22 protein-coding genes are annotated in these 25,887 nt (G+C 67.9%); 8 read left to right on the forward strand and 14 right to left on the reverse strand.

Annotated elements, in window-relative coordinates:
* A partial coding sequence (locus tag EV643_RS41665) for a hypothetical protein (RefSeq protein WP_202870029.1) occupies window positions 1-379 on the reverse strand: 379 nt, incomplete at its 3' end.
* A gap of 241 nt (window positions 380-620) precedes the next feature.
* Between EV643_RS41665 and EV643_RS41670 the strand changes: the two genes are divergently transcribed.
* Complete coding sequence (locus EV643_RS41670) at window positions 621-1,598, forward strand: SEC-C domain-containing protein (RefSeq protein WP_133805762.1); 978 nt, start codon at window positions 621-623, stop codon at window positions 1,596-1,598.
* A gap of 72 nt (window positions 1,599-1,670) precedes the next feature.
* Here the strand turns inward: EV643_RS41670 and EV643_RS41675 are convergent, their stop codons facing one another.
* Window positions 1,671-2,324, reverse strand: a complete 654-nt coding sequence (locus EV643_RS41675; RefSeq protein WP_133805763.1) for a response regulator — start codon at window positions 2,322-2,324, stop codon at window positions 1,671-1,673.
* On the reverse strand, window positions 2,321-4,315 hold the full coding sequence (locus EV643_RS41680) for a sensor histidine kinase (protein ID WP_166665782.1): 1,995 nt from the start codon (window positions 4,313-4,315) through the stop codon (window positions 2,321-2,323). Before EV643_RS41680 ends, EV643_RS41675 begins: the two co-directional genes overlap by 4 nt.
* 160 nt (window positions 4,316-4,475) lie before the next feature.
* On the opposite strand from EV643_RS41680, the gene EV643_RS41685 reads away from it, so the two are divergent.
* Both EV643_RS41685 and EV643_RS41690 read left to right on the forward strand, forming a co-directional pair.
* Entirely contained in the window at window positions 4,476-4,934 is a 459-nt protein-coding gene (locus EV643_RS41685; protein WP_133805765.1) for a hypothetical protein, read from the forward strand.
* Between the two features lie 10 nt (window positions 4,935-4,944).
* Window positions 4,945-5,451, forward strand: a complete 507-nt coding sequence (locus EV643_RS41690; RefSeq protein WP_133805766.1) for a hypothetical protein — start codon at window positions 4,945-4,947, stop codon at window positions 5,449-5,451.
* Window positions 5,452-5,554: 103 nt separating this feature from the next.
* Here the strand turns inward: EV643_RS41690 and EV643_RS41695 are convergent, their stop codons facing one another.
* The 3 genes from EV643_RS41695 to EV643_RS41705 form a co-directional block, all read right to left on the reverse strand.
* The gene (locus tag EV643_RS41695) at window positions 5,555-5,989 is read right to left on the reverse strand and encodes a GNAT family N-acetyltransferase (RefSeq protein WP_133805767.1); all 435 of its coding nucleotides are present in this window, start codon (window positions 5,987-5,989) and stop codon (window positions 5,555-5,557) included.
* A 419-nt stretch (window positions 5,990-6,408) separates the two neighbouring features.
* Window positions 6,409-7,116 (reverse strand): hypothetical protein, encoded by a 708-nt coding sequence (locus EV643_RS41700; protein WP_133805768.1) that lies wholly within the window; start codon window positions 7,114-7,116, stop codon window positions 6,409-6,411.
* A gap of 178 nt (window positions 7,117-7,294) precedes the next feature.
* Entirely contained in the window at window positions 7,295-8,167 is an 873-nt protein-coding gene (locus tag EV643_RS41705) for a CPBP family intramembrane glutamic endopeptidase (RefSeq protein WP_166665783.1), read from the reverse strand.
* A gap of 206 nt (window positions 8,168-8,373) precedes the next feature.
* Here EV643_RS41705 and EV643_RS41710 point away from each other — a divergent pair, with 206 nt between their 5' ends.
* Window positions 8,374-9,123 (forward strand): alpha/beta fold hydrolase, encoded by a 750-nt coding sequence (locus EV643_RS41710; RefSeq protein ID WP_166665784.1) that lies wholly within the window; start codon window positions 8,374-8,376, stop codon window positions 9,121-9,123.
* Window positions 9,124-9,144: 21 nt separating this feature from the next.
* On the opposite strand, the gene EV643_RS41715 is transcribed toward EV643_RS41710, so the two are convergent.
* Complete coding sequence (locus tag EV643_RS41715; RefSeq protein WP_133805771.1) at window positions 9,145-10,026, reverse strand: LysR family transcriptional regulator; 882 nt, start codon at window positions 10,024-10,026, stop codon at window positions 9,145-9,147.
* Window positions 10,027-10,489: 463 nt separating this feature from the next.
* Between EV643_RS41715 and EV643_RS41720 the strand changes: the two genes are divergently transcribed.
* Window positions 10,490-11,371: an SEC-C domain-containing protein gene (locus tag EV643_RS41720; protein WP_133805772.1), complete on the forward strand. Its 882-nt coding sequence runs from the start codon at window positions 10,490-10,492 to the stop codon at window positions 11,369-11,371.
* A 78-nt stretch (window positions 11,372-11,449) separates the two neighbouring features.
* Complete coding sequence (locus EV643_RS41725; protein ID WP_133805773.1) at window positions 11,450-11,866, forward strand: hypothetical protein; 417 nt, start codon at window positions 11,450-11,452, stop codon at window positions 11,864-11,866.
* Window positions 11,867-11,918: 52 nt separating this feature from the next.
* On the opposite strand, the gene EV643_RS41730 is transcribed toward EV643_RS41725, so the two are convergent.
* Window positions 11,919-12,617: a winged helix-turn-helix transcriptional regulator gene (locus EV643_RS41730; RefSeq protein ID WP_133805774.1), complete on the reverse strand. Its 699-nt coding sequence runs from the start codon at window positions 12,615-12,617 to the stop codon at window positions 11,919-11,921.
* A 118-nt stretch (window positions 12,618-12,735) separates the two neighbouring features.
* On the opposite strand from EV643_RS41730, the gene EV643_RS41735 reads away from it, so the two are divergent.
* A complete protein-coding gene (locus EV643_RS41735) occupies window positions 12,736-14,106 on the forward strand; it encodes an FAD-binding oxidoreductase (protein WP_133805775.1) in 1,371 nt (456 codons plus the stop codon).
* 49 nt (window positions 14,107-14,155) lie between these two features.
* On the opposite strand, the gene EV643_RS41740 is transcribed toward EV643_RS41735, so the two are convergent.
* A complete protein-coding gene (locus EV643_RS41740; RefSeq protein WP_133805776.1) occupies window positions 14,156-19,600 on the reverse strand; it encodes a pre-peptidase C-terminal domain-containing protein in 5,445 nt (1,814 codons plus the stop codon).
* An 88-nt stretch (window positions 19,601-19,688) separates the two neighbouring features.
* Window positions 19,689-21,500: a plasmid pRiA4b ORF-3 family protein gene (locus tag EV643_RS45255; RefSeq protein WP_202870030.1), complete on the reverse strand. Its 1,812-nt coding sequence runs from the start codon at window positions 21,498-21,500 to the stop codon at window positions 19,689-19,691.
* Between the two features lie 352 nt (window positions 21,501-21,852).
* Between EV643_RS45255 and EV643_RS41750 the strand changes: the two genes are divergently transcribed.
* Window positions 21,853-22,707 carry a L,D-transpeptidase family protein gene (locus EV643_RS41750; RefSeq protein ID WP_238166176.1) on the forward strand — a complete coding sequence of 285 codons (855 nt, stop codon included), beginning with the start codon at window positions 21,853-21,855 and terminating at the stop codon, window positions 22,705-22,707.
* A gap of 11 nt (window positions 22,708-22,718) precedes the next feature.
* On the opposite strand, the gene EV643_RS41755 is transcribed toward EV643_RS41750, so the two are convergent.
* The 4 genes from EV643_RS41755 to EV643_RS41765 are packed head-to-tail and all read right to left on the reverse strand — an operon-like array spanning window position 22,719 to window position 25,887.
* Complete coding sequence (locus EV643_RS41755; protein WP_133805777.1) at window positions 22,719-24,377, reverse strand: SulP family inorganic anion transporter; 1,659 nt, start codon at window positions 24,375-24,377, stop codon at window positions 22,719-22,721.
* The gene (locus EV643_RS41760; protein WP_133805778.1) at window positions 24,374-24,718 is read right to left on the reverse strand and encodes an ArsR/SmtB family transcription factor; all 345 of its coding nucleotides are present in this window, start codon (window positions 24,716-24,718) and stop codon (window positions 24,374-24,376) included. Before EV643_RS41760 ends, EV643_RS41755 begins: the two co-directional genes overlap by 4 nt.
* Complete coding sequence (locus tag EV643_RS44560; RefSeq protein ID WP_166665785.1) at window positions 24,715-24,891, reverse strand: hypothetical protein; 177 nt, start codon at window positions 24,889-24,891, stop codon at window positions 24,715-24,717. Before EV643_RS44560 ends, EV643_RS41760 begins: the two co-directional genes overlap by 4 nt.
* 39 nt (window positions 24,892-24,930) lie before the next feature.
* The gene (locus EV643_RS41765) at window positions 24,931-25,887 is read right to left on the reverse strand and encodes an NAD(P)H-dependent flavin oxidoreductase (RefSeq protein WP_133805779.1); all 957 of its coding nucleotides are present in this window, start codon (window positions 25,885-25,887) and stop codon (window positions 24,931-24,933) included.

Raw genomic sequence — 25,887 nt, forward strand, 5'->3', positions numbered from 1 at the left:
CTGCCACGACTTCCTCTGCCCCAGCTTCCTCTGCCACGACTTCCTCTGCCCCAGCTTCCTCTGCCACGACTTCCTCTGCCCCAGCTTCCTCTGCCCCAGCTTCCTCTGCCCCAGCTTCCTCTGCCACGACTTCCTCTGCCCCAGCTTCCTCTGCCACGACTTCCTCTGCCCCAGCTTCCTCTGCCACGACTTCCTCTGCCGCAGCTTCCTCTGCCGTCGGTTCTTCCGCCACGGGTCCTTCCGTAGCGGGCTCCTCCGCAACGGGAGCGTGCACGCGGATGGTCAGCTCGAGGTCCGGCCCCACGAACGTGACCTGGCCGTCGACCAGCGTCACCCGCAGCTCGGCCTGTTCAGCGGACTTAGCCACCACGTCTACCACTTCTTGTTCACCCCCTTCCACACTCACTCAGTGCTGTCACAATATCCGTCACGAAACTGTGTAGCAACGGCTCGCCAAGGAGCACTCCGGGCGTCCAGCTTGTCGTGCTCCTGCCGGGTCAGCTGGACGTCGGGGAGCAGGTTCTCCTCGCTGCCGAACGCGCCACGAGTGGCGTCGGCGGATTCGCGAAACGCCGGGACTGCTCACTCGATCTACTCGGACAGCTGACTAGTGTCGTCCTGTGGCGGACCAACTTGTAGTGGCAGCTGACGACATGAACGCGCACATCCGGGGCTTGGAGGCTGAGCTCGAGGAGTACCCCGATCAGCGGGGTGAGATCCTGCTCGAGATGGCTGCCTCCAGGCTCGAGATGGGCGAGCGGGACCGTGCAGTCGCAATCTGGCGTGACCTGATCGCGGAAGGCGGCGACGACGGCGACTACGCGCGAATCGACCTTGTGGAGTACCTGTTCGGCATAGGCCAGGAGGAGGATGCTCGCGCCGAGCTGGCGGCGCTGAAGGCGACACATCGGACGTCCGGCGCCGGATGGGAGCTCGCGGCGGAACTACTCGAAGAACGTGGCGAGCTGACCGAGGCCCTGGTCTGGTACACGATGGCGACCGAGCGCTTCACGACCGCGGATATAGCCATCCTGGGCGAGGACGCCGGCTGGGCATCACTACCTGGCGTGTTGGTGCGGCGCCGCCGTGAACTGCGGAGCGGAATGGGTTTGGCTCCCGACGAGACCGATCAGCTGGTGCCAGCCGAGGAGGATATCCAGGACCTCTTCCGTCGGCCGTTCCCGTCCGTCGAAGAAGCCGCGGAGGCGATGCGCGCACACCGCGGTGTGTCAGCCGAGGTCCGGATGTTGTTCTGGCCGCGGTCCGAATTCGACACGGCGCGCGAGCGTTGGCCGGACGCGATCGATCAGGATCTAAGCCAGGCGGAGTACTACCGCGACCTCGAGGCCAAGCTGGACACCATGGCAAGCGAGGGAGCCGGCCGGGTAAATGCCGTGCACTGCAGCGTCGAAAGCTTCGCCGTGTACGTCGACACAGCCGGCGAACGTCCGTTGGACTCGTCAGCCGCGCGGCGTGACTATCTCGATGCTCGCTACAGCGAGGGTCATCACCTCCAGTGGCCGCCTCCGCGAAACCAGCCTTGCTGGTGCGGGTCCGGCGCGAAGTACAAGAAGTGCTGTGGGGCACCGACCCATTGACTTCACATTGACCACGTGACGCACAAGGATGCGTAGTCGCCTGGCGCAGCCTCGAACTGGCGATGCGCGTTCCTAGGAAGGTCCACCGATGCCGGACTCGTGGGCCTTCAGGGCGGCGGCGGTGCGGTCGGGGACCTGGAGCTTCGTCAGCACTTGGGAGACATGGTTGCGGACGGTTTTCTCTGACATGCCGAGGCGGCGGGCGATCTCGTGGTTGCGGCAGCCGGCGGCCAACAACTCCAGTACCTCGCGTTCACGCGGGGTCAGGTCAGGGAACGCACGAGCGGTTGGCGACTCGACCTGACGACCGGAGTAGAAGGCAACGATCCGCCGGGCGACGACACCGCCGTACACCGCTTCGCCGGAGGCGACGGAGAACACCGCGCGCACGATCTCAGAAGCGTCGGCGCCCTTGACCAGGTAGCCGCGGGCGCCCGCGCGCAGTGCGGCGAAAACGTGCGCGTCGTCCTCGTGCATGGTGAGCACCAGGATCGGCAGCTCGGGCTTGAGATCGAGCAACTGCGTGATCGCCGCAACTCCATCGAGGTCCGGCATCGAAAGATCCGTGAGCACCACATCGGGCGACACCTCCCGTACGGCGGCCACCAACGCAGCTCCATCTCCCACGCTGGCGACAACGTCGATGCCCTCGGCCTGCTCGAGGACCGCGGTCAGCCCGTAGCGATACATCGGGTGGTCGTCAGCCAGCACCACCTTGATCGTCATGGTGTCTCCAGCGGCAGTACTGCGGTCACGAGCGTCCCCTGCGGATTCGCGATCTCCACGCAAACAGTTCCCCCGATCTCGGTCGCGCGCTTGCGCATCGAGTCCAGCCCGTGTCCCGAGCCTGCCAACGAGCTCAATCCACGACCGTCATCACAAACCCGCACACGAAGATCTCCGTTCGCCTGGTTGAGCTGGACTGTGCAATGCGATGCGGCCGAGTGTCGCGCGACGTTCGTTAGGGATTCGGCGACGATCCGGAACGCAGCCTCCTCGACCTGCGGCGGCAGCGCAGGCAAAGCCCCCGCCTGAAGGTCGAAGGTCGGGCCGCCAGCCTCCCCCATGCCGAGCGACGCCGCAGTGTCGCGCACAGCACCTTCAAGCCCGTGCAGATCGAGCGAACTGGGTCGGAGGCCGTCGAGGACCCGGCGGATCTCGCTGACCGCCAGCTCGGCTTCCGCACGAGTCCGCTCGAGCAGCGAAGGAACGGCATCGGGATCAGTCCGATGTGCGGTCCCGGCAGCCTGCAGACCCAGAGCGATACCAGCGAGCGAAGGGCCCAGCCCGTCATGGAGATCCCTACGAAGCCGGTCTCGTTCGGCGAGGGTGGCAGTGGTTACGCGAATCCGTTCGCGTGCGAGCTCCTCGGCAAGTCTCGCCGATCGGATCACGACAGCCAGGTGCGGCGCGAGGGCTGCGACCAAACGCCCGTCCTGCTCGGTCACCTGCGATGCTCCACGACGCGGACCGACCGTCAGCGTTCCGAGCTGCACTCCCCTGTGGCGAAGCGGAAGATCGAGGCCCGCACCCTCCGGCGAGCCCACCTCAGCGACCAGTCGGCCGTTGACGTCCCGGACGACCGTGTACGACGTACCGGCGGCTGAGGCGACTGCCTCGAGCATCGCGGCGACCGGATCGTCATGGTCGATCTCGAGTCCGGCGCCGACCCGGTCCACGAGTGCCAGCGGATCGGCGCGTTCGCCCAGCACCAGCCGATCGACGAGAGTCCGCAATCGCCCGGATGCTGGTATCACCAGCACAGCGACAACGGCCGACGCGATGAGCAGCGGCACGGGCCCCTCAGGTACGAGCCGGGCGAAGGCGGTCGTGAGTCCGCCGACGACGAGAGCGACCAGCAACGTCAGGGGGACGTACAGCAGCGTCCGACGGAGTGCCACCTCGATGCCGAGCAGCCGATAGCGCAGTACGCCGATCGTCACGGCGACGGGTACCAGACCGTAGGCGATGGCGAACAGCAAGCGGTACTCGGTGAAGACAGTGGCCAGCATCGCCGCGACCACGCTCAGCAGCCACAGCAACTGCTGCCGTTCCGGGGTCTTGGCCCGGATTGCGCGGACCAGTGTTCCAACCACAGTCACCGCCGCTGTGGAGATCAGGAGGATGGCCGCCGACAGCCCAACTGCCCAAACCCACCAGGCGGGGGCTTCCCAGGGCAGTCGGGTTCCAGGCACGGTGTCGTCGACGCCGCCCTGGCCGGTCGCAGCCACGAGCACGACCAGCCCGATCCCGATCAGCGCCATCCGCACGTGCCACGACCAGTAGGCGGACGCCGGCCGGCCGGTGGGGTACAGCGGCGGGAGCACGATCACCGGCAACAGCAGCGACGGGATCCAGGTCCACGAAGCGAGCCAGGCTGCTGCGAGGCCCAAGGGCAGCGATTGGTCGGGGTCGGTCAGGGCGCGAGTGGCGTAGGCGTCGACGGCTACGTTGGTCACCTGGAGCAGTCCCGAGACGACCAGGATCCAGCCGATCCAGTTTCTCGGCCGCAACTGGATCAGCGCAGCGCCCGAGAGTGCGAAGCCGGCGACGATCAGACCGGTCCACAAGTCGGGGCTCGGGCTGACGATCCCAGGGCGGGACATGACACCGCCCGAGAGCGAGAGCGGGACGGTCCCGAACAGGGCGAGGGTGAGCGCAGCAAGCGACCAGCCGCCGATTCGGCGTACCAGGTCCTCGTCACGCAGCGTCCCCATGGCCAAAGTGTGCGCCGGATCGGCCCGGATGTCCTGGGACAGAAGTCCCGGTCCAGCCGGGCAACCCTCCCGGCCGAACCCAGTCCCGTGACGGATCCGTCCCGCCGGTCGGCCGTGGTGCGCTCGAAGCCAACGATTTCCCAGACCCGAGGGGGTTCCCATGAGCACCATCACGAGCTCGTCGCATCGACTCGACGTGCTTCATCCATTGCTGGCCGCCGCGACCGGCGCGGTGATCTTCGGCCTCACGATGACGGCCGGCGAAGTCTTCGACCTCAACACCGACTCGGCCGGAGGCCCGGCGACAACGACCGGCGAGATCGCCCTGTACGCCGGGATCGTGGTTGCTGCCGGCGTCATCGCGGTGTGGCTGGGGCTCCGCGCGCGTGCGGGCTCGCCTCGGCGGCTGGCAACGACCGCGCTTGGACTCGGCATCGCGGCAGCCGCGACGTACATCGCCTTCTGGTCGGGATGGCCGCATGTGTTCGGCGCGGTCGCCGTCGTCCTGGCCAGCGAGCATCGGCGCCGGGTCGGCTCGTTCTCCGCGACGACAGCAATCGCGCTCGGTCTCGGCGCGCTCGCCCTGGTCGCCGCCGCCATCACTTGCGTGCTCGGCTGAAGGGACTGTCATGAGACACAAGCTGGCCATCGTGTTGAGCGCAGCCGCTGCTCTCGTCGGGGGCACCGCTGCTCCCGCGTCCGCGGGCGGCGCCGAGCACGCATTCGTCATCGAGGACTACGACGCGTCTGAGCACTTCGCTGCCGGTGAAGGTCCGTGCGTCTCCTGGCCGGGCACCTTCCACGAAGTCCGATCGGGCGGGTACCGGTTGGTGACCCCACCGGGCGGACAGCAGGCGGGCGAGTTCCACATCAACGGTGTCATCAACGGCCAGGTCGAGCTGATCCCGGACAACGCCACCCTGCCGACGTACTCCGGTACGTATCGGGAGAAGGTGAACGCCGTGGTGACAGCCTTCACCGATGAGGGCGACGTCGCGCGAGTTTCGCAGTACAGGCTGCGGAGCACGCTACACGGCACCGACGGCTCCGCCCTCGACCTTCGACTCTCGGGCAAGTTCACCATGAATGCCAACGGCGTAGTCGTCGTATCGCGGGACACCTTCACCTGCGGCTAGGACCATCAGGCCACAGTGGTTCGGCGTCGCCTCGCAATCGCGTGGTGGACGCCGGGCCTATGTGCGGGTGGTGGGGAGCATGCCACCGGATGGACCGGGGGGTCTACTTCAGTGGCTTGCGAGCTACCGTCTCGTCATCCTCGAGCTCACCGGTCTCGACGAACCCAATGCTCGCGTAGAGCGACCGAGCCACCGTGTTCCGCGCGTCGTAGCTCAGCGCCACCTCCCGATGCCCGTGCGACGCAGCCCGTTCGAGCAGTTGGGCGACCACCGCTCGGCCGTATCCCCGTCGCTGATGCCGACGGTCGATGATCAGTCCGCCGATCCAGAAGCTCTCGTCGGCCGGATCGACGCCCCACATCACGAAGCCGACGACCTCCTCGCCGGCCCGAACGGCGAGAGGGTGCCACGGGCTCTCCCCGTAGGCGCATTGAGCCAGGTAGTTGGCCACGGGCGCAACGAAGCGCTGCTGCGGCTCCTGCACCTCCAGCGCGATGCATGCTCGCCAGTTGTCGGCCCGGACGTCTTCAAGGATCACAGTGGGAGGTTAGTTCAGGACGGGCAAAGCGATTTTGTGGGCGAATGCATGAACCCGGACCCTCATGTTGACGGTTACCTGTCATGACGGCGGACAGCACTGCCCAGACAGTGGTGGGAGGCAGGCAAGAGGTGGGCAGCGTGGGAGGCGGCCTGACGGCGGCTCCGTACGCTCCGGCAGCCCTCGCCGGCCACCGGCTCGGGCGGGACCTGGTCTCGGCTGACGCGGCCGCCGTGGCGGCCGCCTTGGGGACGTACAGAAACTCTTCACAGACAAGAGGCACACGACAATGTCCTGTCTCGGGTGATGCTTGACGATCGGGCCTCGGCTGATGCTTGACAGGCTTCGGGCCGCCGATGCCCTGATTGCGTTGCATGTCCGGATGTCGAGTGCCGACGTCGAGGGCACGCCGAGTGCACCTAGCCGCTGACCTCCGGGCCGGTCCCGCGCCTGGTGGGCGACTCGTCCGCGCGCTGAACCGGAGGCTCCGCCGGAATGGTCTTCGGCCCGCGCAGCAGCATGATGCTGAGCGTCAACATCCAGAGCCCGACGAGGGCGATTGGCCAGGCGAAGAGGAGCACACTGAACAGCGCGAGGACCGCGACGACGTAGCCGGAGCGGGAGAACCACGTGGGCAGTAGCCCGCTGCGCCGGCCGGCCAGCGACGTGGCGACGACGAGCACTGCTGCGCCCGCCAGCGACGCCGTCGTCAGGATGATGCCGAGGATGAGTGTGAGCCGCGCGGTTCCCGCATCGAACTGGTACGCGTCGGTGAAGGCCATCGCAGCGGACACGGCGTTGCTGGTCGTCATGCCGACCAGGAACGTGGCGGCGAAGACACCGCCGCCGAGCGCGGCGGCCGACGAAAGCATGCCCCCACCATCGTCCCCGGCGCGAAGCAGCGAGCGGATACCGGCGACGAACCAGAGCAGCGCCGCCGCCGCGAGCGGCAGGAGCACCACCGCAGTGAATGCCTGGGCCTGTCGTGTGTCGCGGACGAAGAAGTCCTCGAGGGCGGCGTCGTCGCGGCTGAAGTCAGCGTCACCACCGAGGATCACGATGGCGACGGCCAGAGCGACGAACACGATGCCGGCGATGCCAGTTGTACGGCGGGACGATACGTCCATGACGACCTCCAAGGGGCGCCGATATCTTCACTGTGCGCTTCGGGAACCGACCGGTCAACGGGAGCCACGGCGAGCTGATGCCCGCGCTTGTTCCGCCCGCGTTGGGCAGCTTCTCGTACGTCCGCACTGCCACCTCGGCACGCGGAGGCGGTGGCCAGGTGTGTGAAGTTCCGACCGCCTAGGTCGCGGTGTGCACGATCAGGACGAAGATCACGGCGTCGGCGCAGACGTGGGCGATCCACGGAGCCAGCAACCCGCCTGACCGGAGTCGCAGCGCACCGAGCAGCAGACCGTAGACGGCGGCTAGGACCATGCCGGCCAGGCCGTAGGGGTAGCCGTTCAGGTGGAGTGTGCCGAACGCGAGCGCCTGCACCAGCACGGCCGGCCAGCTGCCGAGGACGTGCGCCAAGTGGTGCAGGACCGCGCCCCGGAAGAGCACCTCTTCGACGAATGCGTTGACGACGGCGAACGCCACCCCGACGGCCACGAGCGACCAAGGCGACAGGGCGACCAGGAAGCGGGCGCCGGTTCCCAGATGGGGAGGCGCCAGCCGGGAGAACACCAGCAGGACCGACGCAGACGAGACGACCAGCCCGACGACCACCCAGACCTCGGCAGCGGTGAGCCGCCGCCCGAACCGCAAGATCGTGCGATGCCCGGCGGCTCTACCCCTCATGGCCAGGTGGGACACGAGGTAAACAGCGACGCCGACCACGCCAGGCAGCGGCCACCAGCCCACCTGCCACGGCAGCAGCGCACTGGCAGCCACCGTCGCCGTCAGACCGAGTCCGAGCTGGGCGCTGCCAGTACGGCCGGTGACCGCGCACGCCAGCGTCACCACCACCAGCCCGGCCAGCACGCTGCGACCAGGCCAGCCGGAGACGTCACGCCCAACCAGGGCAGCCAACGAGATGAGTGCAACGAGCGCCAGCGGAGGCAGTGACCGGCCCACGGCCACCAACCATCGCGGTGTCGATGTCACGGCGGGGCGGATCACCACATTCGCGTGCCCGCCGCCCTCGGCCTCTCGTACCGCCACATCGGTAGCCATGCCGAGGAGATTCTCATAACGACTCGATAACGGAAAGGTCTCGTTCATATATCGGGACGGCATGCGGCCTGGCGTCCCCTCGCAGCCTTGGACTGGCAGGTGGAGGCGCCATGCGGGAGAGTGCGGGCGGCCAGACGAGCATCGTGACCACGCCGGACGGTCGCCGGCTGGGCGTTTGTGTCTGGGGAGATCCAGGCGGGGCGCCCATGTTCTGGTTGCACGGGGCGCCGGGGAGTCGGTTTCTGCGCGAGCCCGGCGATGGCTACCTGCGCCACCGCCTGCAGGTCTTCACGTATGACCGGCCCGGCTATGGACTGTCCACGCGGACTCCGGGTCGACGGGTTGTCGACTCTGCGGCCGACGTACGCGTAATCGCAGACGCGTACGGTCTTGAGCGCTTCGGCGTCACCGGTGTGTCCGCCGGCGGGCCGTCTGCGTTGGCTGCGGCGGCTCTGCTGCCGGATCGGGTGAGCCGCTGTGCCGTGGTTGTGGGCGTTGCGCCGTACGCCGCCGAAGGGCTCGACTTCTTTGCGGGCATGGACGACGAAGACCGGCGGGAATGGGAGCACGCCGTACAGGGTGAAGCCGCGCTGGAGGCGGACTGGCAGGGGATCTTGGAGTGGGTGAATGCCGGTATGCCCGACGTGGAGGTCCCGGACGACATCCGGGTGATGCTCATGGAGACCATGCAGGAAGCCGGCCGGCAAGGCTCGGCTGGCTTCGTCGACGACCTCCTGAGCCTCGTCCGCGACTGGGGGTTCGCTCTCGAAGATGTCCGTGTGCCCACGCGAATCATGGTGGCGCGTGACGACACCTCAGCTCCCGCCGCCCACGGTGAGTGGATCGCGCACCAACTGCCCGACGCCGAGTTGATCTTGGTCGACGGCGGACATATCGGTCCCCGGCATAAGGCGGAAATGCAGCTGATGACCTGGGTCGGCCATGGCTTTGCCTGAGGTAACTGCCAGGCCCGGGCGTCAAGTCTTGTTGGTGGGGAGCATGCCTAGTAGGGCGTTGGCGGTGAGGGTTTGGGCTTGGCCGGTGGGGACGGCCACTGAGACCTGCCAGGGGGACGCGGAGCCGGGGGTCAGTGGGACGGTTTTGTGGTCGCCTCGTTTGGCTGCGATGCGTTCGGGGACTAGGGAGACGCCCAGGTCGTGGGCTACCAGGGCCAGGAGGGTGTGGACGTCGTTGACCTCGATGGTGACGGGGTGGGCGACGCCGGCGGCGGCGAAGGCGCGGTCGGAGATGGCGCGGGCGCCCCAGGTGCGGTCGAAGTCGACGAAGGACTCCCCCGCCAGGTCCTGGAGGGAGACCTCCTTCGCCAGCGCCAGCCGATGGTCGGGCGCGCAGACGAGGACCATCGACTCCTTGGACAGGGGGCGCAGGTCGAGGCCGTCGACGGGGTCGCCGGCGGTGGCGACGAAGGCTACGTCGAGGCGGCCGGAGGAGAGTTCGTCGAGCATGGGGGTTGAACCGCCCTGGCGTACTTCGATCTCCACGCCGGGGTAAGAGGAACGGAACTTCGCGAGCAGCGCGGGCACATCGACAACGCCCAGGCACTGTTCGAGGCCGACGGTGAGGTGGCCGCGGATCAGGCCCTGTACTGCGGCGACGGCGTCCTTCGCGGCTTCGGCGGCGGCGAGGGTGCGGCGGCCTTCGCAAAGGAGGGCTCGGCCGGCTTCGGTTAGTTCGACGCTGCGGGTGTTGCGTACGAACAGGGCGGCGTGGAGCTCGCGTTCGAGGGCGCGGATGGAAGCGGACAGGCCCGACTGGGAGATCGACATCGCCTCGGCGGCGCGGGTGAAGTGCTTCTGCTCGGCGACTGCGATGAAGTGCTCCAGATGTCTCAGCTCCATGATCCAGAACTGTAGTCGATGGGTGGCTGCGGATTCACCGGTTTTCCAGCTTGTACGGCGGTACGCGGCGTCGACGCCCTGAGCTCTTCGAGGGGCGAGTGCCGGTGGGGTTCGCCGGAACGAGTCCGAGTTGTTCGCCCGGGATGGGCGCCGCGAAACCACCGACGCCACAGCACGGCGATAAATAGTCAAATGGCGACCACAAGTTACCGTCTAACGGTCCCAGGCCCGAGCGGTGTCACCAGCGGACCATCCACACCATCAGGCGGACCGGGGACGGTTCATCGACCGACCGGGGCGGATCCTTGGCCGCTAGCGCGACATTTCCCGCCCCAAACACCCAGCACCCCAACGAAGACCTACCCGAGTGCGCCACTGCGCGGTGCGGCAACCTGCCCTCGCGGTTGTCCACAGCTTTCAGATTGGCCGGCTGAGAAGCGCCGGATCGGCTTACTTTCACGGCATGGACGACTTGATGGCGGACGAACTCCGCACGAACCAGGACGGCATCGAAACCAGTCGGCGGGAGGTCTTGCTCGACGCGGCCCAAGATCACTTGCGGGATAGACAACCAGAACGGTCGATCGCGATCTGGCAACAGCTGATCGACGAGGGCGGTGAGGATGCCGACGACGCACGTCTCGACTACGCCGACTACTTGTTCGGGCAGTTTCGGGATGACGAGGCCTGGACTGAACTGGCCGCGATCATGGCCGGCGGACGCACTTTGAGCTCTGCCTGGATGTGCGCGGCCGAGCTGATCGAGGAGCGGGGCGAGTTGGCCACTGCGTTGGCCTGGTACTCGCTCGCGGCCGAGTCGCTGACTAGTGAGGACATGACCACCTCGGCAGGGCTATTCGGGGCAGAGCGTCTGGTGGCCGGCCGGCGGCGGGTGAAGTGGGCCCTGGGAATCCCGCTCAGCGATTTCGACCTCCTGGGCGAGATGGGTGACACCGAGGCGGAGGACCGGGACGCCGTCGCGCTGTTGAGCAGTCCGTGGGTGATCAATGGCCGGATCCTGGTTTGGGATCGCGGCGAGTTCGACGCCGCTCGGCAACGATGGCCGTACCAGATCACCGCCAAGAGTGCCGACGAGTACTGCCGCCAGGTCGAACTTGACCTTCGCGAGGACGGCGGCAGAATCACCGTAGTCCCCGTGAACGTCAACGGTTGGCTGAAGTGTTTGACCGCTCTCCACCTCATCCGCTCCCGTGACGACCTGGGCCAGGTTGCGACGCAGTGCGACGAGGGCCGCAGCGTCGGTTGGCCGCCTCCGCGGAATCGACCGTGCTGGTGTGGTTCAGGCATGAAGTACAAGAAATGCTGTGGGTCGAATGCCGCGTGAGCCTGAAGACCGGGCAGTCGGGATGTCGCGACGAGCCTCCGCGCGGTGAGCTGTGGCGCGATCGGTAGGGTGTGGAGCATGGCGGATGAAGAGTTCCGGGTTGAGGTTGGGCTTGGGAGTGACGAGCACGGGTTGTCGTTCTGGGAGCGGTTGCGGGCGCTGGATCTGGATGACGACGCGCAGAAGCGGCTCGGGAGCCAGGTGATGGTGACGCGCGACGGGAACCGGATGCTGCTCTACACGCACAGCCTGGAGGACGCCCAGGAAGCTGAGCGGACCGTCAAGGAGCTCGTTGCCGACGACCACCTGAGTGCGCAGTACACGATCACACGGTGGAATCCGGCCGAGCAGGAGTGGACCGATCCGAGTGCTCCGATCGGTGAGCATGATGCCGCCAGTGATGCGGAGAAGAACAAGGACATGGAGGTACCGGACCCGCGGTACGTCGTGATGCAGGCGTACAAGCCGGAGTTCCTCCGCGATCTCGGCCTCTGAGCCCGTCAGCCTGTACGCACGGCGGGCCTGGTGGGAGGGTGCGTCGAAGATGTCAGGCCGCCGAGTTCGCCGCGGCCCGGGAGATCGGCTTGATGTGGGCGAAGGCGCTGCGGGCGTTCCAGGTTGGGAAGGCTCGAACGAGCTCTGAAGGCCCGTGGAGTTGGATGCGGCGGTCGCGGGTGGCGTCGGCCCAGGTGAGCTGCCCGGCGTGCCATTTGACGAAGGCTTCGGATTCCGCCGTGATGTAGAGGTCCTCGTCGAGGCCGGGGTAGGTCTTGCAGATCTCGGTGTCTCCATGCTCGATCAGCAGCCAGTACCGCTCGGGGCGCGGGCGGCCCGTGAAGTCGAACCGGATGACGACGCGTCGATCCGGGAGCCGGTCTCGGCGGAGCAGGTTGCACATCGACCACAGAGCCACAAAGGGATCGAGGTGCTCGGGGGCGATCTCGAGCCAGGCGGCACCCCACTCGCCGAGCGACACGCAGACCTTGAAGAGGTCGTGACCCGCCGGCGTGAGCTCGTAGTGGCACCCGCGCCCGTCGGGCTTGGGTGCCGACTCGACGACGCCGAGCCGTTCGAACTGCTTGAGTCGCTGCGAGAGCAGGGTGCGGGACAGCCCGGGGGCGCCCGCCAGGATCTCACTGAAGGTTCCGCAGCCCAGGTACAGGTTGCGGATGATCAGTGGCGTCCATCGCTCGGCGAAGATCTCGGCGCCGCGGGCGATGGGGCAGTACTGGCCATAGGTCCGCATGACGCCAGTGTCGCGAGGCTGCCTTCGGCTGTGAAGTCCAGATTCTTGACTTCACGGCCGCGGTCCACGGTGGTGCCATGGGGCCCATCGAGGAGAACTGAGCGAGGGGGCAACCGCGATGAAGATCGACGGGTTCCGGGGCCAGCTGATCACCGCTGACCACGCCGACTACGAAACCGCCCGAGCCATCTGGAACGGCACCGTCGACCGGCGCCCCCGGCTGATCGCCCGTTGCAGCGGGACCGCCGACGTGGCCGCAGCCGTGCGCTTCGCCCGCGACCACGACCTGGAGATCACCGTACGGGGTGGGGGCCACAACGTGGCCGGCACGGCGGTGTGCGATGACGGGATCGTCATCGACCTCTCGGCGATGCGGGCCGTGTGGGTCGACCGCGCCGGCGGCACGGCCCGGGTGCAGGGCGGTGCGTTGTGGGGTGACGTCGACCACGAGACGCAGGCCCACGGTCTGGCCACCACCGGCGGCATCGTGAGCCACACCGGCGTCGCCGGGGTCACCCTCGGCGGCGGCATCGGCTTCCTCATGCGCAAGCACGGGCTCGTCGTCGACAACCTGCTTGCCGCCGAGGTGGTCACCGCCGAGGGCAGCATCGTCCGGGCTTCCGCCGACGACCACCCTGATCTGTTCTGGGCGCTGCGAGGCGGCGGCGGCAACTTCGGCGTCGTCACCTCGTTCCGGTTCGCACTGCACCCCCTCGGCCCGACCGTGATGGCGGGGCCCGTCTTCTGGGCGGCCGACGACACCGCCGACGTGCTGGGCTTCTACCGGGACTTCGCCGCCGACGCACCGGACGAGCTCGGCACCGTCGTCCGGCTCGGCACCGTTCCCCCGCTGCCGGGCATCCCCGAGGACCAGCACTGGCGGCCGGCCATCGCCGTCAACTGCTGCTACGCCGGCGCCGTCGAAGACGGCGAGCGTGCGGTTCGGGCCCTCCGCGGGTTCGGGAGGCCGCTCGTCGACCTGCTCGCACCCTCGCCGTACGTCGCCTTCCAGAGCGGCATCGACGCGACCGTTCTCCACGGGTGGCACTACCGCTGGAAGTCGACGAACCTCGCCGACCTCTCCGACGAAACCATCGCCGTCATCGCCGACCACGCCTACGCCGCCGGCTCGCCCCGGTCGTGTGTGGTCATGTTCCACTTCGGTGGCGCAGTCGTCCGAGTTCCCCACGAAGCCACTGCCTATGCCGGCCGCGACGTGGCGCACAACATCGTCATCGAAGGCGTGTGGCTCCCTGACGAGTCTGGCGAGCACGCCGCCGCCGAGACCGCTTGGGCCCGGCGGTTCCTCCAAGCCCTCCAGCCGCACCGTTCCGGCGGCGTCTATGTCAACTTCCTTGATTTCGACGACGACACCAGCCGCGTTCGAGAGGCTTACGGTGATCACACCTACCGGCGACTCGCCGAGGTCAAGGCCAAATACGACCCCGACAACACCTTCCACCACAACAAGAACATCCGCCCCGGCTGACCGGCATGGCAATCCACTGAAACCGTAGCTGGCGTCAGCGGGGTTGGGGTCAGCCCAGGACGCCACCGTGGGCGTGGGACGGTTGGTGGGTTGGGGTGCCGTCGTAGTGGGCGTCGTAGCCGAGGTGGAGGACGGCGGCTAGCCAGGCTCCGGTTGAGGTGCAGGATGCGCGGCCGTTGGCGGCTGTTGTTGCGGTGCAGACTGTCCGATCGGACAGTACGAACCGCACCTGTTGGCCGGGCAGCGGTTGGCCCGTCGCGTCGGTGAGGGTGGCGGACAGGCGCAAGGTGATCCGCAGCGGCAGGATCTCCAGTACGGCGGGGTGAGCGACCAGCCTCGTGGCCATCCGGTTGACCTGCTGGCTGGTCGAACCGGAGCTCGGCGCATGCGTTGCGTCTCCGGTGTAGCGGGCTGTCAGCGTGTGCGCGCCGACCGCCAGCCCAGGCAGACTGATTGACGCCTTGCCGGTGACGAGCGGACGCGGCGTACCCGAATCGGTGCCGTCCACTACGAACTGCACCTCGCCGGTCGGCGTCGTGCTACCGCCCGTCACGGTCGCCGTGACCGTCACCGGTTGCCCGTACGACGAAGGGTTCGGGGTACTCGTGAGCGTGGTGACAGTCGCGGCGCGGGGCTCCAGGTCCGTGATCGCGAGTGCGATGGATCCCGCCGCCTCTCCCCTGCCGTCAACCGCGATCCGGTACGTCGTACCAGCCGCAGCCGTGAACGTGACCTTACTCGCGGAACCGCAACCGTTGTTGTTGCCGGCCACCGGGTTCAGCGTCCCGAACGACGAGCCGGTGTAGACGGCCAGCAGTGTGTCGAAGTTCCTGGCACACGTGTCGATCGCTACCCGGCCGGACAGCGTCGGAGTCCAGCTGAACCAGACCGACGTGCCCCCGACGAAACCGGCGTGGAACGGTTCGCCCGACTCACGGGTGGCGCCGGCGTTCGTTCCAGTCCAAGCGATTGGCAAGAACCCGGTCAGGACCCGAGCCGCGGCGAAGTCGTCGTTCGCCGGCGGATCGGCCGCGGTCAGCCGTAGATCAAGAGCTCCCGTGCCAGGCAACGCGCCCGCGATGCCCGGGTTGGCGATGCCGTCGACCGCGATCCGGTACGTCGTGCCAGCCGTGGCGGTGAAGGTGACCCTGCTACCGCCATAGCTGCGCCCGCATCCGTCGTTGTCAGAGGCAACGTTGTTCAGGTCGGCCAAAGCACCTCCCGTGTAGACAGCGAGCACCGTGTTGACCTCGCCACCGCAGGTGTCGATCGTGACCCGGCGGGTGGCTGACGGGGTCCAGCTGTACCAGACCGAGGCACTGCCCGGAAGGCCGCCGTGGAAGGGCTCTGACCCTTCCCGGGTGGCGTCGACGTTCGTCCCGGCGACCGCAACAGGCAAGGTGCCGCCGAGCGATTGAGCTGCCGCGAAAGCGTCGTTCGCAGGCCGCTGCGGTGGCCGCACGGTCAACCGAACCGCCCCGCTCGCGCCCCCTCCCCCGTCTACCGCGATCCAGTACGTTGTACCGGCGATCGCGGCGAACTCCACCCGGCTTTGCGAACCACAAGCATCGCCGTTGATCGCGACCGTGCTCAGGTCGCCGACCTCCAGCCCGGTGTACACGCCCAGCAAGGTGTCGAACGAGCTTCCACAGGTTTCCACGACCACCTTGCCCGCGGTCGCAGCCGTCCAGCGATACCAGACCGATGCAGTGCCCAAAAGCCCACCGTGGAAGGGCTCGGACCCTTCCCTGGTGGCGTCCACTGTCGTCCCGCTCACCTCGATCGGCAGCGCGCCGGTCAACCCCAAAGCGTCCGCGAAGTCATCGTTCGCCGGTTGGGCCGGTGCCCTGACCACCAGCCGGATTGATCCCGAGTTCCGGACCGGCCCGTCCACAGCGATTCGGTACGTCGTACCAGAGACAGCGGTGAACGTGACTTGACTGCGCGTGCCGCAGGAGTTGTCGTTGCTGGCGACAACGGTCAGCCCACCGACCGCCGAGCCCGTGTAAACGCCCAGCACCGTGTCGAAGGAACTTCCACAGGTGTCGATCGAGATCCGGCCGGTCGCCAAAGCCGTCCAGCTGAACCAGACCGATGCACCACCGTTCGTCCCAGCATGACGCGGCTCGGACGTCTCCCGGGTCGCCTCGACATTCGTCCCGGTCGCCGTGATCGGCAGCGCACCGGTCAGCTCGGTGGCATCCGTGAAGTTGTCGTTGGCCGGCCTGTCAGCGGCCCGCAGGTTCAGCGTGAAGTTGCCCTGGGCACCGTCCGCACCGTCGACCGCCAACAGATAGCTCGTCCCCGCGGTCGCGATGAAGGTGTCGCGAGCACCGTTCCCGCAGGCGTTCCTGTTCGCAGCGGCCGAGCCGAGCTGACCGTCCGGGCGGACGACATACACAGCCAGTAGCGTGGCGAACCCCGCATCGCAAGTGTCCACCGTGACCGGGCCGCCGGCAGCCGCAGTCCAGCGGTACCAGACCGAGGCACCACCGACGTTGCCCACGTGGTTGAACTCGCCCGGCTCCTTGGTCGCGCCGACGTTCGTACCCGTCGCACTGACCGGCAACGTCGCGCTCAAGGTCTGGGCGTCGGCGCGGTTGTCGTTCGCCGGCAGGTTCACCGCCTTGATCGTCAGCTCGACGGATCCCTCGGCGCTCGCACCACCGGAGTTGTTCGCGTGCCCGTCGACGGCGATCCGGTACGTCGTACCTGACACCGCGTTGAAGGCGACCTTGCTGCCCGCGGCAGCAGCACCGCAGCCGTTGTCGTTGCTCGCGACCCGGCCGAGACCCGAGACGGCCGAGCCTGTGTAGACGCCGAGCACGGTGTCGAAGTCACTTCCACAGGTGTCGATCGACATTCGGCCAGTCACTGTGGCGGTCCAGCTGTACCAGACGGATGCGTAGCCGCGGCCGTTGTCGTGCAAGGGCTCGCCGCTTTCCCGACTGGCCTCGACGTTGGTACCGCTCGCCGACAAGGGCAACGCGCCGGTCAGGACTGCGGCGTTCGCGAAGTCATCGTTCGAAGGCGGATGAGGGACCCGGAGCCGCAGCCGGAACGAGCCGACCTCCCCGCTGACCCGGATCTTGTACGTCGTACCCGCAGCCGCGGTGAAGGTGACCCGACTCAACGACCCGCAGCTATCCCCGTTGGCGGCGATCTCGGTCAGCGCCCCGACCGTAGTACCGGTGAAGACGGCCAGGGCCGAGTCGCCAGTCAGTCCGCTATCACACGTGTCGACATCGACCGGTCCGGCCGCCTCTGCGGTCCAGCTGTACCAGACGGAGTTGCCGCCGTCAGGTTCACCGGTCTCCGTCGACGCATCGGTGGTCGTGCCGGTGACACTGAGCGGCAGCGGCCCGTCGAGCGCTTGCGCGTCGGCGAAGGCGTCGTTCGCGGGCCGTACCGGAGTGCGGATGGTCAGCGTGAAGCCGCCGAACTCGTTGGGATACTGACCGCTCACCCCGATCCGGTACGTCGTACCCGCGGCCACCGTGACGATGCGGGCCGCGCCGAATCCGCAGAACCGGTCCTCGCCGGTCACCTCGGACAGACCGCCGATCGCGTCACCGGTGTAGATGCCCAGCCGGGTATCCGCACCCGACCCGGAACAAGTGCTGACGATCACCACACCACTGGCAGCAGCGGTCCAGCTGTACCAAACCGACGGTCCGCCCAGAGGATCGCCGGCCTCGTCCGTCGCGTCCGCGGTCGACCCACTCACCGTCAGCGGCGGCGCACCGGACAACACCTCGGCGTTGGCGAAATCGTCGTTGGCCGGCGGGCTGGACGGCCTGATGGTCAGCCCGATCGGACCGGTCATCGGACTGCCGTCGGAGAACGCCGCTCCGTCGATCACGATCCGGTACGTCGTACCGGCTGTCGCCTGCAACGAGACCTTCGCCCTGTTGGTGCAACGCAGGTCTCGTACCGGCACCACTGTCAACGCGGTGACGTCCGTGCCGGTGTAGACCCCGAGCTTCGTGGAGACGCCGCTCGCACAACTGCTGATGGTGACCGGGCCGGTGGCGGCCGCCGTCCAGCTGTACCAGACGGTCGCGCCACCGCCGCCGATGTCATCCGGCTCGCCCGCCTGCTTCGTCGCGCCGACGTTCGTCCCCGTCGCGGTGATCGGAAGCGGGCCGCTCAGCACCTGCGCGGCCGCGAAGTCGTCGTTGGCCGGAGCGGACACGAGCTTCAGCTGGATGGTGCCGGTCGCGCCGGCGTACCCATCGACGGCGATCCGGTACGTCGTACCGGCCGTCGCGGCGAAGCGGGCAACGCTGCCCGTGCCACAGCTGTCGTCGTTGGAAGCGACCGCAGTCAACGAGCCGACCGCCGAGCCGGTGTAGACACCGAGCAGGGTGTCGAAGGTGCTGAGGCAGGTGCTGATCGTCATCTGACCCGACTCAGCTGCTGTCCAGTTGAACCAGACCGAGGTGCCGCCAGAGTTCCCCGCATGAGCCGGCTCATTGGGTTGCTTGGTGGCGTCGATGTTCGAGCTGGTCGTACTGATCGGCAGCGGCCCGTCGATCGTCTGCGCCGCACCGAAGTCGTCGTTCGGCGGCACGACGGCAGTCCGGACTCTCAACTCCACTGTGCCCGTTGTCGTACTGCCTTCCTCGCCGGGCACCCCATCCACGGCGATCCGGTACGTCGTACCCGCTGCCGCGGCGAAGGTGACCGCGCTCTTCGTGCCGCAGCCATTGTCGTTGGCAACGACCTCGGTCAACGCGGTCACCGTGGTACCGGTGTAGACGCCTAGGACGGTGTCGAAGTCGCTTGCACAGGTGGCGATGGTGATCGGCCCGGAGGCGGCCGGCGTCCAGCTGTACCAGATCGAGTGCCGGCCGGTGGTGCCCGCGTGGGCCGGTTCGCCGGGCTCACCAGTCGCACCGAAGTTCGACCCGGTCACCGCGATAGGAAGCGATCCGCCGAGCACCTCCGCCGCGGCGAAGCCGTCGTTCGCGGGCGCGTTCCGGATCACCAGCTCGAGGTCGCCGGTCGCTCCGTTGTACCCGTCGACCGCGATCCAGTACGTCGTACCGGCGGCTGCCGCCAACCGCACCAGCCGGGAAGTACTCGGGTAGCCGTCGCACGCCTCATCGGCGCTGACGGCCGAGGTCAGGGCGTTCACCGCCGAGCCCGTGTAGACGCCCACCTGGTTCTTCACGTTGCTGCCGCACACATCGATCACGACCGGGCCGGTGGCCGGCGCGGTCCAGCTGAACCAGATCGAGGAACCGCCCGCGTTGCCGCCGTGATCAGGCTCGCCGGGCTCCTTCGTGGCGTCGACGTTCGACGCCGAGACTTGGATCGGCAGAGTCCCCGTGAGCTGCTCGGCAGCGCCGAAATCGTCATTGCCCGGCGGAGCCGCCAAAGCCTGCGGCAGACTCACCACCGAGGCCGCCACTACAACCGCCAACGCAGCCGTCACGGCTACCACGGCGCGAAGCCCGCTGATCTTGATCCTTGCCAGGCGCGTCGACATGCCTCAGCCCTCCCCCATCAGTGCTGTACGGGACCGTCCGACCTGATCCTCGGCAGCAACCTTCAGAGAGCCTTAAAGCGCCGCCCGCTCAGTCGACCAAGAGGCCGGCCAGGTCGGCGTTGATGCTGGCGCGGTCAAAGGCGTCGGGGTCGAAGCCGTCGCCGAGCCAGTCTCGGTACCGACGGTGGTCTTCGTGGGCCGGATCGAGATAGGCCTCGAGGAAGTCCTCGTAGCCGCCTGTCCCGCCGACATCCTCCGGCGGGCAGTTCCGCCTGCCGGCCAGGCACTGCACGGTCACGGGCTCATCGGATGCCGGCAGCACCTGCTCGACTGTCACCTGGTGGCGCCAGCCGTCACCGAAGTCGTAGAGGTAGTCGAACTTGTCCCCCTTGCGAGCCACCTTCTCCAGCGTGAAGTCGGCGGCTTCGAGGAGGTCTTCAGGCGCGTCCGGGTCGATCTCACCGTAGTCCCGGCCGGCGATCTCGAATTCGTGTAAGTGGGAGTTCGTCCAGCCCATCGCGGTCTGAATCACGGCGTGCAGTCCGGCCAGGGTGATCGTTCCCGGTACCTGAATCCGGCGCCACACCGGCGGCTTGGTACCCCGAAGAACCACCTTCAGCCGGTACGTCGTACTCGGTGACGCAATCGTTGAGCGAAGGTGCATCACGCCCTCCTGCGCGACCCTCGCAGCAATCGGATCCGGGTAGTACCGCGCTAGCGCCTTCAGCACCTCCAAGGTCGCCGGGTGTTCGCACTGCCAGAGGTTCTCGAACAGGGCCGAGGCGTCGTACTCCACCTCGTCGGCGATGCCGCGGACCGAGTCGCGTTCGGAGCGCGGATCACCGTCCAGGTCGGCCGCGACCATGTCGATGAACACGCGATGCAGGTCGTCCAAGGTCGACTGCTCGGCCGGCAGACCGTGCCCGGTCAACCAGGCGTTCGCGTGCGGGCGCAGGTCGCGATCGTCGAGGCAGGCTCGCACCCCTTGCTCTGCGACGGGGCCCAGCCGGTCGAGCATGCCGAACGCGATCACCCGATGCAGTGGCGTACCCCCGCGCGCGTGGGCGAGGATCCGCTCGATCGCGGTTCCCGACCCGATGGCGGCGAGCCATTCATCGAAGAGTTCGGTCGAGTGTTGGGTGAGCCCGAGGCCAAGCAGGTCAGCGACGGACGCGCCTGCGAGATCATTCACGTACGGCGCGCGGATGCCGCCCATCTCGAACCAGTGCAGCAGACCGAACCGGCCCAGATCGGTCAGCCGCGCAACGTCACCGTCGAGCACCACCGCATCGATCGCGGCGAGTCGATCGAGGTTTCGGCGAACCATGGCGACGAGCAGGTCCGTCAATGCATCGGTCTGCCCAGCGGATACGTTGACCCAGTCGGCCCCAATTGCGGCGACGTCGTCGAGCACCTGCGCCGCCAGCTCCTCAACCCGGATGCCGTGCGCGTCGACGTACAGCCGCATGAGGAGAGGCATCACCGTTACCTCGTCACCGCGCAGGATCGGCAGACCCTGCACCGTCAGCGTCAGCAGGTCGATCCACAGTTCGACGATCTCGCGATCAGTTTGGCCGGTCGTCTCCGCAACCAGTTCGGCCCGGCCTGCGTCGACCGTCAGCAGCTCGAGGTCGACGGCCAACTCCCAGCAGGTCTGCAGCTCGGGGAATCCCCTCGCTGCCCGGGCCTCAGGATGATCAGGGAGGCCGAGATCCCGATTCGCGGTTCGCGCGTCGGCCAGCGTGAGGTTCCCCGCCTTGGTGACCTTGCGATCCCCGGTCCACTCGGCCAGCCGGAGTACCGACTGGAGGGCCGCGCAACGACGGGCAGCCTCGACGAGCTCGCCGAACGGTGGCAGTCGCACGGGAGGGAGTTCGAGCAGGCCGACTTCCGGGTCCATGGTGCTTCAGCCTAGGCGGATCCACTCGGTACGGCGAACTTCGCGAGCGCGCGTGGCGTCGTACTGTCGGGGCGGCTGAGCGGACCGCCAGGCCATCAATACCTCGACCGGGAGGCGCTGGTGAGCGTGGGGCCGGCCGGGAGGGCTCGATTGTGATGGCGTGGGCGTTCGCGTCCGGTGCGTCCGGCAACGACTTCGCGAGGATGCAACGGTTCGGTGACGGGGGTCGGATGTGCGCGCGGTGAGGACCCGATGGGGTATTAGCGTTCGCGGGAAGGCGTTGTACGGCGGGTCTTCCGGGCCGAGCGGGGTGAGTCTGGGACGCTGAGAAGGCAAGAGGAGAGGGGAATCCGTGGCTGGACGACGTGGTCTTGTGGCTGGAGTACTGGTTGTTGGGCTGGTGCTGACCGGGTGTACCGACGTGGCCGCTGAAACTGCGCCCTCGCCATCGACAACCGGCGGGCCGAGCAGCACATCGGCCTCGACGCCAACCGGTACGCCGACATCCGGCCCGACCGGTACGCCGACGGCCGATCCCACGTCGACTCCGAGCACCACGCCTACCGGCAATCCCACGACGACGCCCACCACGAAGCCGACGACCCCGCCCACCACGAAGCCGCCGGTCAAGGTGAATTACGCGCTCGAGGTCGAGAAGAGGCTGGCCGCGTACGGCTATCCGGTCGGGGACGTCGACGGGGACATCACCAAGCGCGCCCGCCAAGCTCTCTGCGCCTGGCGCGAGACCAACGGCCTGCCGATCAGTCGCGGCCCGCTCACCACCGCCGACGTACGATCGGTGCTCTCAGCAACCAAGCGGCCGATCCCGACCAAAGAGACAGGCATCTACGTCAACAAGACCTGCCAGGTGCTCTACCAGGTCGTCAACAACACGTACCGCCGGATCGTCTGGGTCTCCACCGGCGCAGCGGGGTACGAGACGCCGAACCGCACCGGCAAGGTCTGGCGCAAGTGGGGCGGCGCGCACGAGAGCAGCCTGTACCCGGACGCGTACATGTACGACTCGATCTACTTCCTCAAGGACCGGCCGGGGATCGCCTTGCACGGTTCGCGGGTGAACAGCCTGATCAAGACGTACCCGGCCAGCCACCGCTGCATCCGTGTCATGCGTCCCCAGATCCACCGCATCTTCGACGAGACCCCGATCGGCACCAAGGTCCAGGTCTACGGCGAGTACGAGGGCTAGGAGTACTGGGGCTAGCTCGCCAGCAGACCGGCGGCGTGCAGGTGCACCCGGGCCGCGGCGATCGCTTCGGGCGTCGTCGCGAACACCCGGCCTTCGGCGCGGAGTTTCTCGATCACGTCCAGCGCGTCGAGCGGGCGGTGATGGCCGGGCTGGATCCCCGAGATCAGCACGACCATGCCCCGGTGTTCGAGCTTCGCGATCACGTCCTTCAGCACGAGCGCACCGCTGGCGTCGATCGCGCTGACGGCCGACATTCGCAGTACCAGGACTGACACCTGCGCCACCTCGGACAGCTCCAGCAGGAACCGGTGGGCGGCGAACAACAGCGGTCCGTCGATCCGGTACGCGACGATGTGCTCGTCGAGCAGCGCCCGCTCCTCGTCCGTGTGATCCCCGGGAAGATCCGGATGCAATGGCATCTGACGCAACCGCGCGCTGCGGGCAACGGCGCGCAATGCGAGCGCACCGGCGACGACGAGTCCGAGGATGACCGCCTTGACCAGGTCGAGCGCCAGCGTCGCGATCGCGGTCAGCGCCAGGACGAGCGCGTCGGACCGGGTCGCCCGGGCCATCGCCCGCACCGAGCCGACCTCGACCATTCGGATGCAGGTGGCCAGCAGTACGCCGGCCAGCGCGGCCAACGGGATCCGGCCGACCAGCGGAGCCGCGGTGTAGACGATCACCGCGAGCAGGCCAGCGTGGACCAACGCGGCCAGCCGTGACCCGGCGCCGGATCGGACGTTCACCGCGGTCCGCGCAATCGCACCCGTAGCCGGCACGCCACCGAACAACGGGACGACCAGATTGGCCAGCCCCTGGCCGAACAACTCGCGATCGGGGTCGTGCTTGTGGCTGACTCCCATGCCGTCGGCCACTGCCGCGGACAGCAGCGACTCCAACGCGGCGAGCGCGGCCACGGCCAGGGCAGCACCGGCCAGTGACCAGATCGCCGACAGATCGATGAAGCCCAGTGACGGAGCCGCGAGTCCGGAAGGCAAGGCACCGATCCGCATCACGTCGAGGCCGGCGAGCTCGGCCACCACGGTCGCGACCAGCACGGCCAGCAGGGAGAACGGGATGGTCGGCCGGAGCCGGCCACCGAGCAGGATGAGCGCGGCCACGAAGACCGCGATCGCCACCGCGACCCAGTGCGGATCCGTGGCGAACGATGCCACCGCCCGGCCTGCGATCACCAGCACCTGATCCCCATCGGGCGTCGGTACGCCGAGGGCGGCCGGCACCTGCTGCAGACCGATGACACAGGCGATCCCGAGGGTGAAGCCCTCCACCACCGGCGCCGGCACGAACTCCATGTACCGGCCGGCGCGAGCCACCGCCAGGCCGATCAGGATCAGGCCGGCCATCAGCCCGACGGTCAGTACCCCGGACGCGCCATGCTCGTGCATGATCGGCACCAGCACGACGGTCATCGCACCGGTCGGGCCGGAAACCTGCAGCCCGGAACCGCCGAAGAACGCCGCCAACGCACCAGCGATCACCGCTGTCGTCAGCCCGGCCGCCGCACCGAGACCGGACGAGATCCCGAAACCCAGCGCAAGCGGCAGCGCGACGATCGCGACCGTGAGCCCGGCCAGGAGATCCCGTCGTGGTTGGTGCAGCATCGCCGCGAGATCGGATCGTGCGGGAAGCAGCCCCACCACTGCTCTCATCCGGTACCGGCTTCGCGCAGTTCGGCCAGGAGTTCGTTCTGGCTCGCGATCAGGTCGGTGAGGATCCGCCGCGCGACCCGGAGCAGCTCGGCGACATCACTGCTGGCGATCTCGTAGACGACGGTCGACCCCTCTCGGTGCGAGGTGACGATCCCGTAGCGGCGTAGTACGGCGAGTTGCTGGGAAAGGTTCGACGGCTCGATCGCGATATCGGCCAGCAGCTCACGGACCGGCCGGGGCGAGTCCTGCAGCAGCTCGAGCACCCGGATCCGGACCGGATGACCGAGCATCCGGAAGAACTCAGCCTTCGCCTGGTAGAGCGGAACCGCCGAACCAGTCATGCTGGATCGTCAACGGTCACGTCGTTCTCCCGCGCCATCCGCAGCAGGCTCTTCAGCTCACCGTTGCGAACGTCCACCGCGAAGTAGTCCTCGTCCCGCTCGGCCTCAGCGACCGCCTTCCGCGCCGCAGCAATCCGGTTCCGCAGGTCGGTGGCGAACTGACTCGTCTCCATCGCTTTACTATGTGATGAATTGAAGACTTTTGCAAGTCGTCATACCGACCCGAGCCGAGCCAGGATCTCGTCGGCCTCGGCGACGATCCGCTCCACCAGGACGCGGGCCGGGACGATGTCGTGGATCAGTTCGACGGACTGGCCTGAGAGCGGCAGGAGCTCGTCGCCGCGGCCGCTGCGGACGAGTTGGAGCAGCCGGGTGCGGTCGCTCTCGTCGATCGAGTCCGGATCGCGCGCCAGCCGGTCGATGAACTCGGACGGCAGGGCGCGAGGCGACATCGGGGCTCCCACCTGTGGAAGCGTGTACGGCGGCATCGCGACCTCGCTGTTGAGCACCTTCCGCGCATCCAGCGCACCCGACGCGACGATCTGGTCCTTCCACCGCTGAGACGCCGCCATCTCAACGGTCGCCAGGAATCGCGTTCCGATCCACGCACCCTGTGCGCCGAGGGCCAGGGCAGCGGCGAGTCCGCGGCCGTCCGCGATGCCGCCGGCGGCCAGTACCGGGACCTCGCCGGCGATGTCGACCACGGCAGGGACCAGCACCATCGTGGTGATCGAGCCCGCGTTCCCGCCGGCCTCCGTGCCCTGTGCGACCAGTACGTCGGCGCCCGCCTCCAGCGCAGCCTCGGCGGCGGTCACGTCACCGACCAGCTGCAGCCAGGGAATCCCGTGGTCGTGGGCGCGTTTGATCAGGTCCGCCGGTACGCCGAGGTGGAACGAGATCGCGGCCGGCCGGACGTCGAGGGAGGCGGCGAATGCCTCCTCGTTGAACGGCCGCCCGGTGTGGTTGATGGCGAACGGCCGGTCGGTCAGCGACTTCAGCTGCTTCCATTGAGCCGTCAACTGGGCAGTCGGCAGGACCGCGGTTCCGACACTCCCCAAGCCGCCGGCCTCACAGACCGCGGCCGCCAATTCGACCTGCTCCCAGGGGCCGAACGGGGCCAGCACGATTGGTACTTCGATCCCCAGCAGGTCACAGATCCCCGTGTGCAT

Origin of the sequence: Kribbella caucasensis (assembly GCF_004361855.1) — a bacterium.
Taxonomy (GTDB): Bacteria; Actinomycetota; Actinomycetes; order Propionibacteriales; family Kribbellaceae; genus Kribbella; species Kribbella caucasensis.

Coding starts and splice junctions, on each gene's coding strand:
- EV643_RS41675 (WP_133805763.1), bottom strand. CDS start 2,324: ATGACGATCAAGGTGGTGCTGGCTGACGACCACCCGATGTATCGCTAC.
- EV643_RS41680 (WP_166665782.1), bottom strand. CDS start 4,315: ATGGGGACGCTGCGTGACGAGGACCTGGTACGCCGAATCGGCGGCTGG.
- EV643_RS41685 (WP_133805765.1), top strand. CDS start 4,476: ATGAGCACCATCACGAGCTCGTCGCATCGACTCGACGTGCTTCATCCA.
- EV643_RS41690 (WP_133805766.1), top strand. CDS start 4,945: ATGAGACACAAGCTGGCCATCGTGTTGAGCGCAGCCGCTGCTCTCGTC.
- EV643_RS41700 (WP_133805768.1), bottom strand. CDS start 7,116: ATGGACGTATCGTCCCGCCGTACAACTGGCATCGCCGGCATCGTGTTC.
- EV643_RS41705 (WP_166665783.1), bottom strand. CDS start 8,167: ATGGCTACCGATGTGGCGGTACGAGAGGCCGAGGGCGGCGGGCACGCG.
- EV643_RS41710 (WP_166665784.1), top strand. CDS start 8,374: ATGTTCTGGTTGCACGGGGCGCCGGGGAGTCGGTTTCTGCGCGAGCCC.
- EV643_RS41715 (WP_133805771.1), bottom strand. CDS start 10,026: ATGGAGCTGAGACATCTGGAGCACTTCATCGCAGTCGCCGAGCAGAAG.
- EV643_RS41720 (WP_133805772.1), top strand. CDS start 10,490: ATGGACGACTTGATGGCGGACGAACTCCGCACGAACCAGGACGGCATC.
- EV643_RS41725 (WP_133805773.1), top strand. CDS start 11,450: ATGGCGGATGAAGAGTTCCGGGTTGAGGTTGGGCTTGGGAGTGACGAG.
- EV643_RS41730 (WP_133805774.1), bottom strand. CDS start 12,617: ATGCGGACCTATGGCCAGTACTGCCCCATCGCCCGCGGCGCCGAGATC.
- EV643_RS41735 (WP_133805775.1), top strand. CDS start 12,736: ATGAAGATCGACGGGTTCCGGGGCCAGCTGATCACCGCTGACCACGCC.
- EV643_RS41740 (WP_133805776.1), bottom strand. CDS start 19,600: ATGTCGACGCGCCTGGCAAGGATCAAGATCAGCGGGCTTCGCGCCGTG.
- EV643_RS45255 (WP_202870030.1), bottom strand. CDS start 21,500: ATGGACCCGGAAGTCGGCCTGCTCGAACTCCCTCCCGTGCGACTGCCA.
- EV643_RS41755 (WP_133805777.1), bottom strand. CDS start 24,377: ATGAGAGCAGTGGTGGGGCTGCTTCCCGCACGATCCGATCTCGCGGCG.
- EV643_RS41760 (WP_133805778.1), bottom strand. CDS start 24,718: ATGACTGGTTCGGCGGTTCCGCTCTACCAGGCGAAGGCTGAGTTCTTC.
- EV643_RS44560 (WP_166665785.1), bottom strand. CDS start 24,891: ATGGAGACGAGTCAGTTCGCCACCGACCTGCGGAACCGGATTGCTGCG.
- EV643_RS41765 (WP_133805779.1), bottom strand. CDS start 25,887: ATGCACACGGGGATCTGTGACCTGCTGGGGATCGAAGTACCAATCGTG.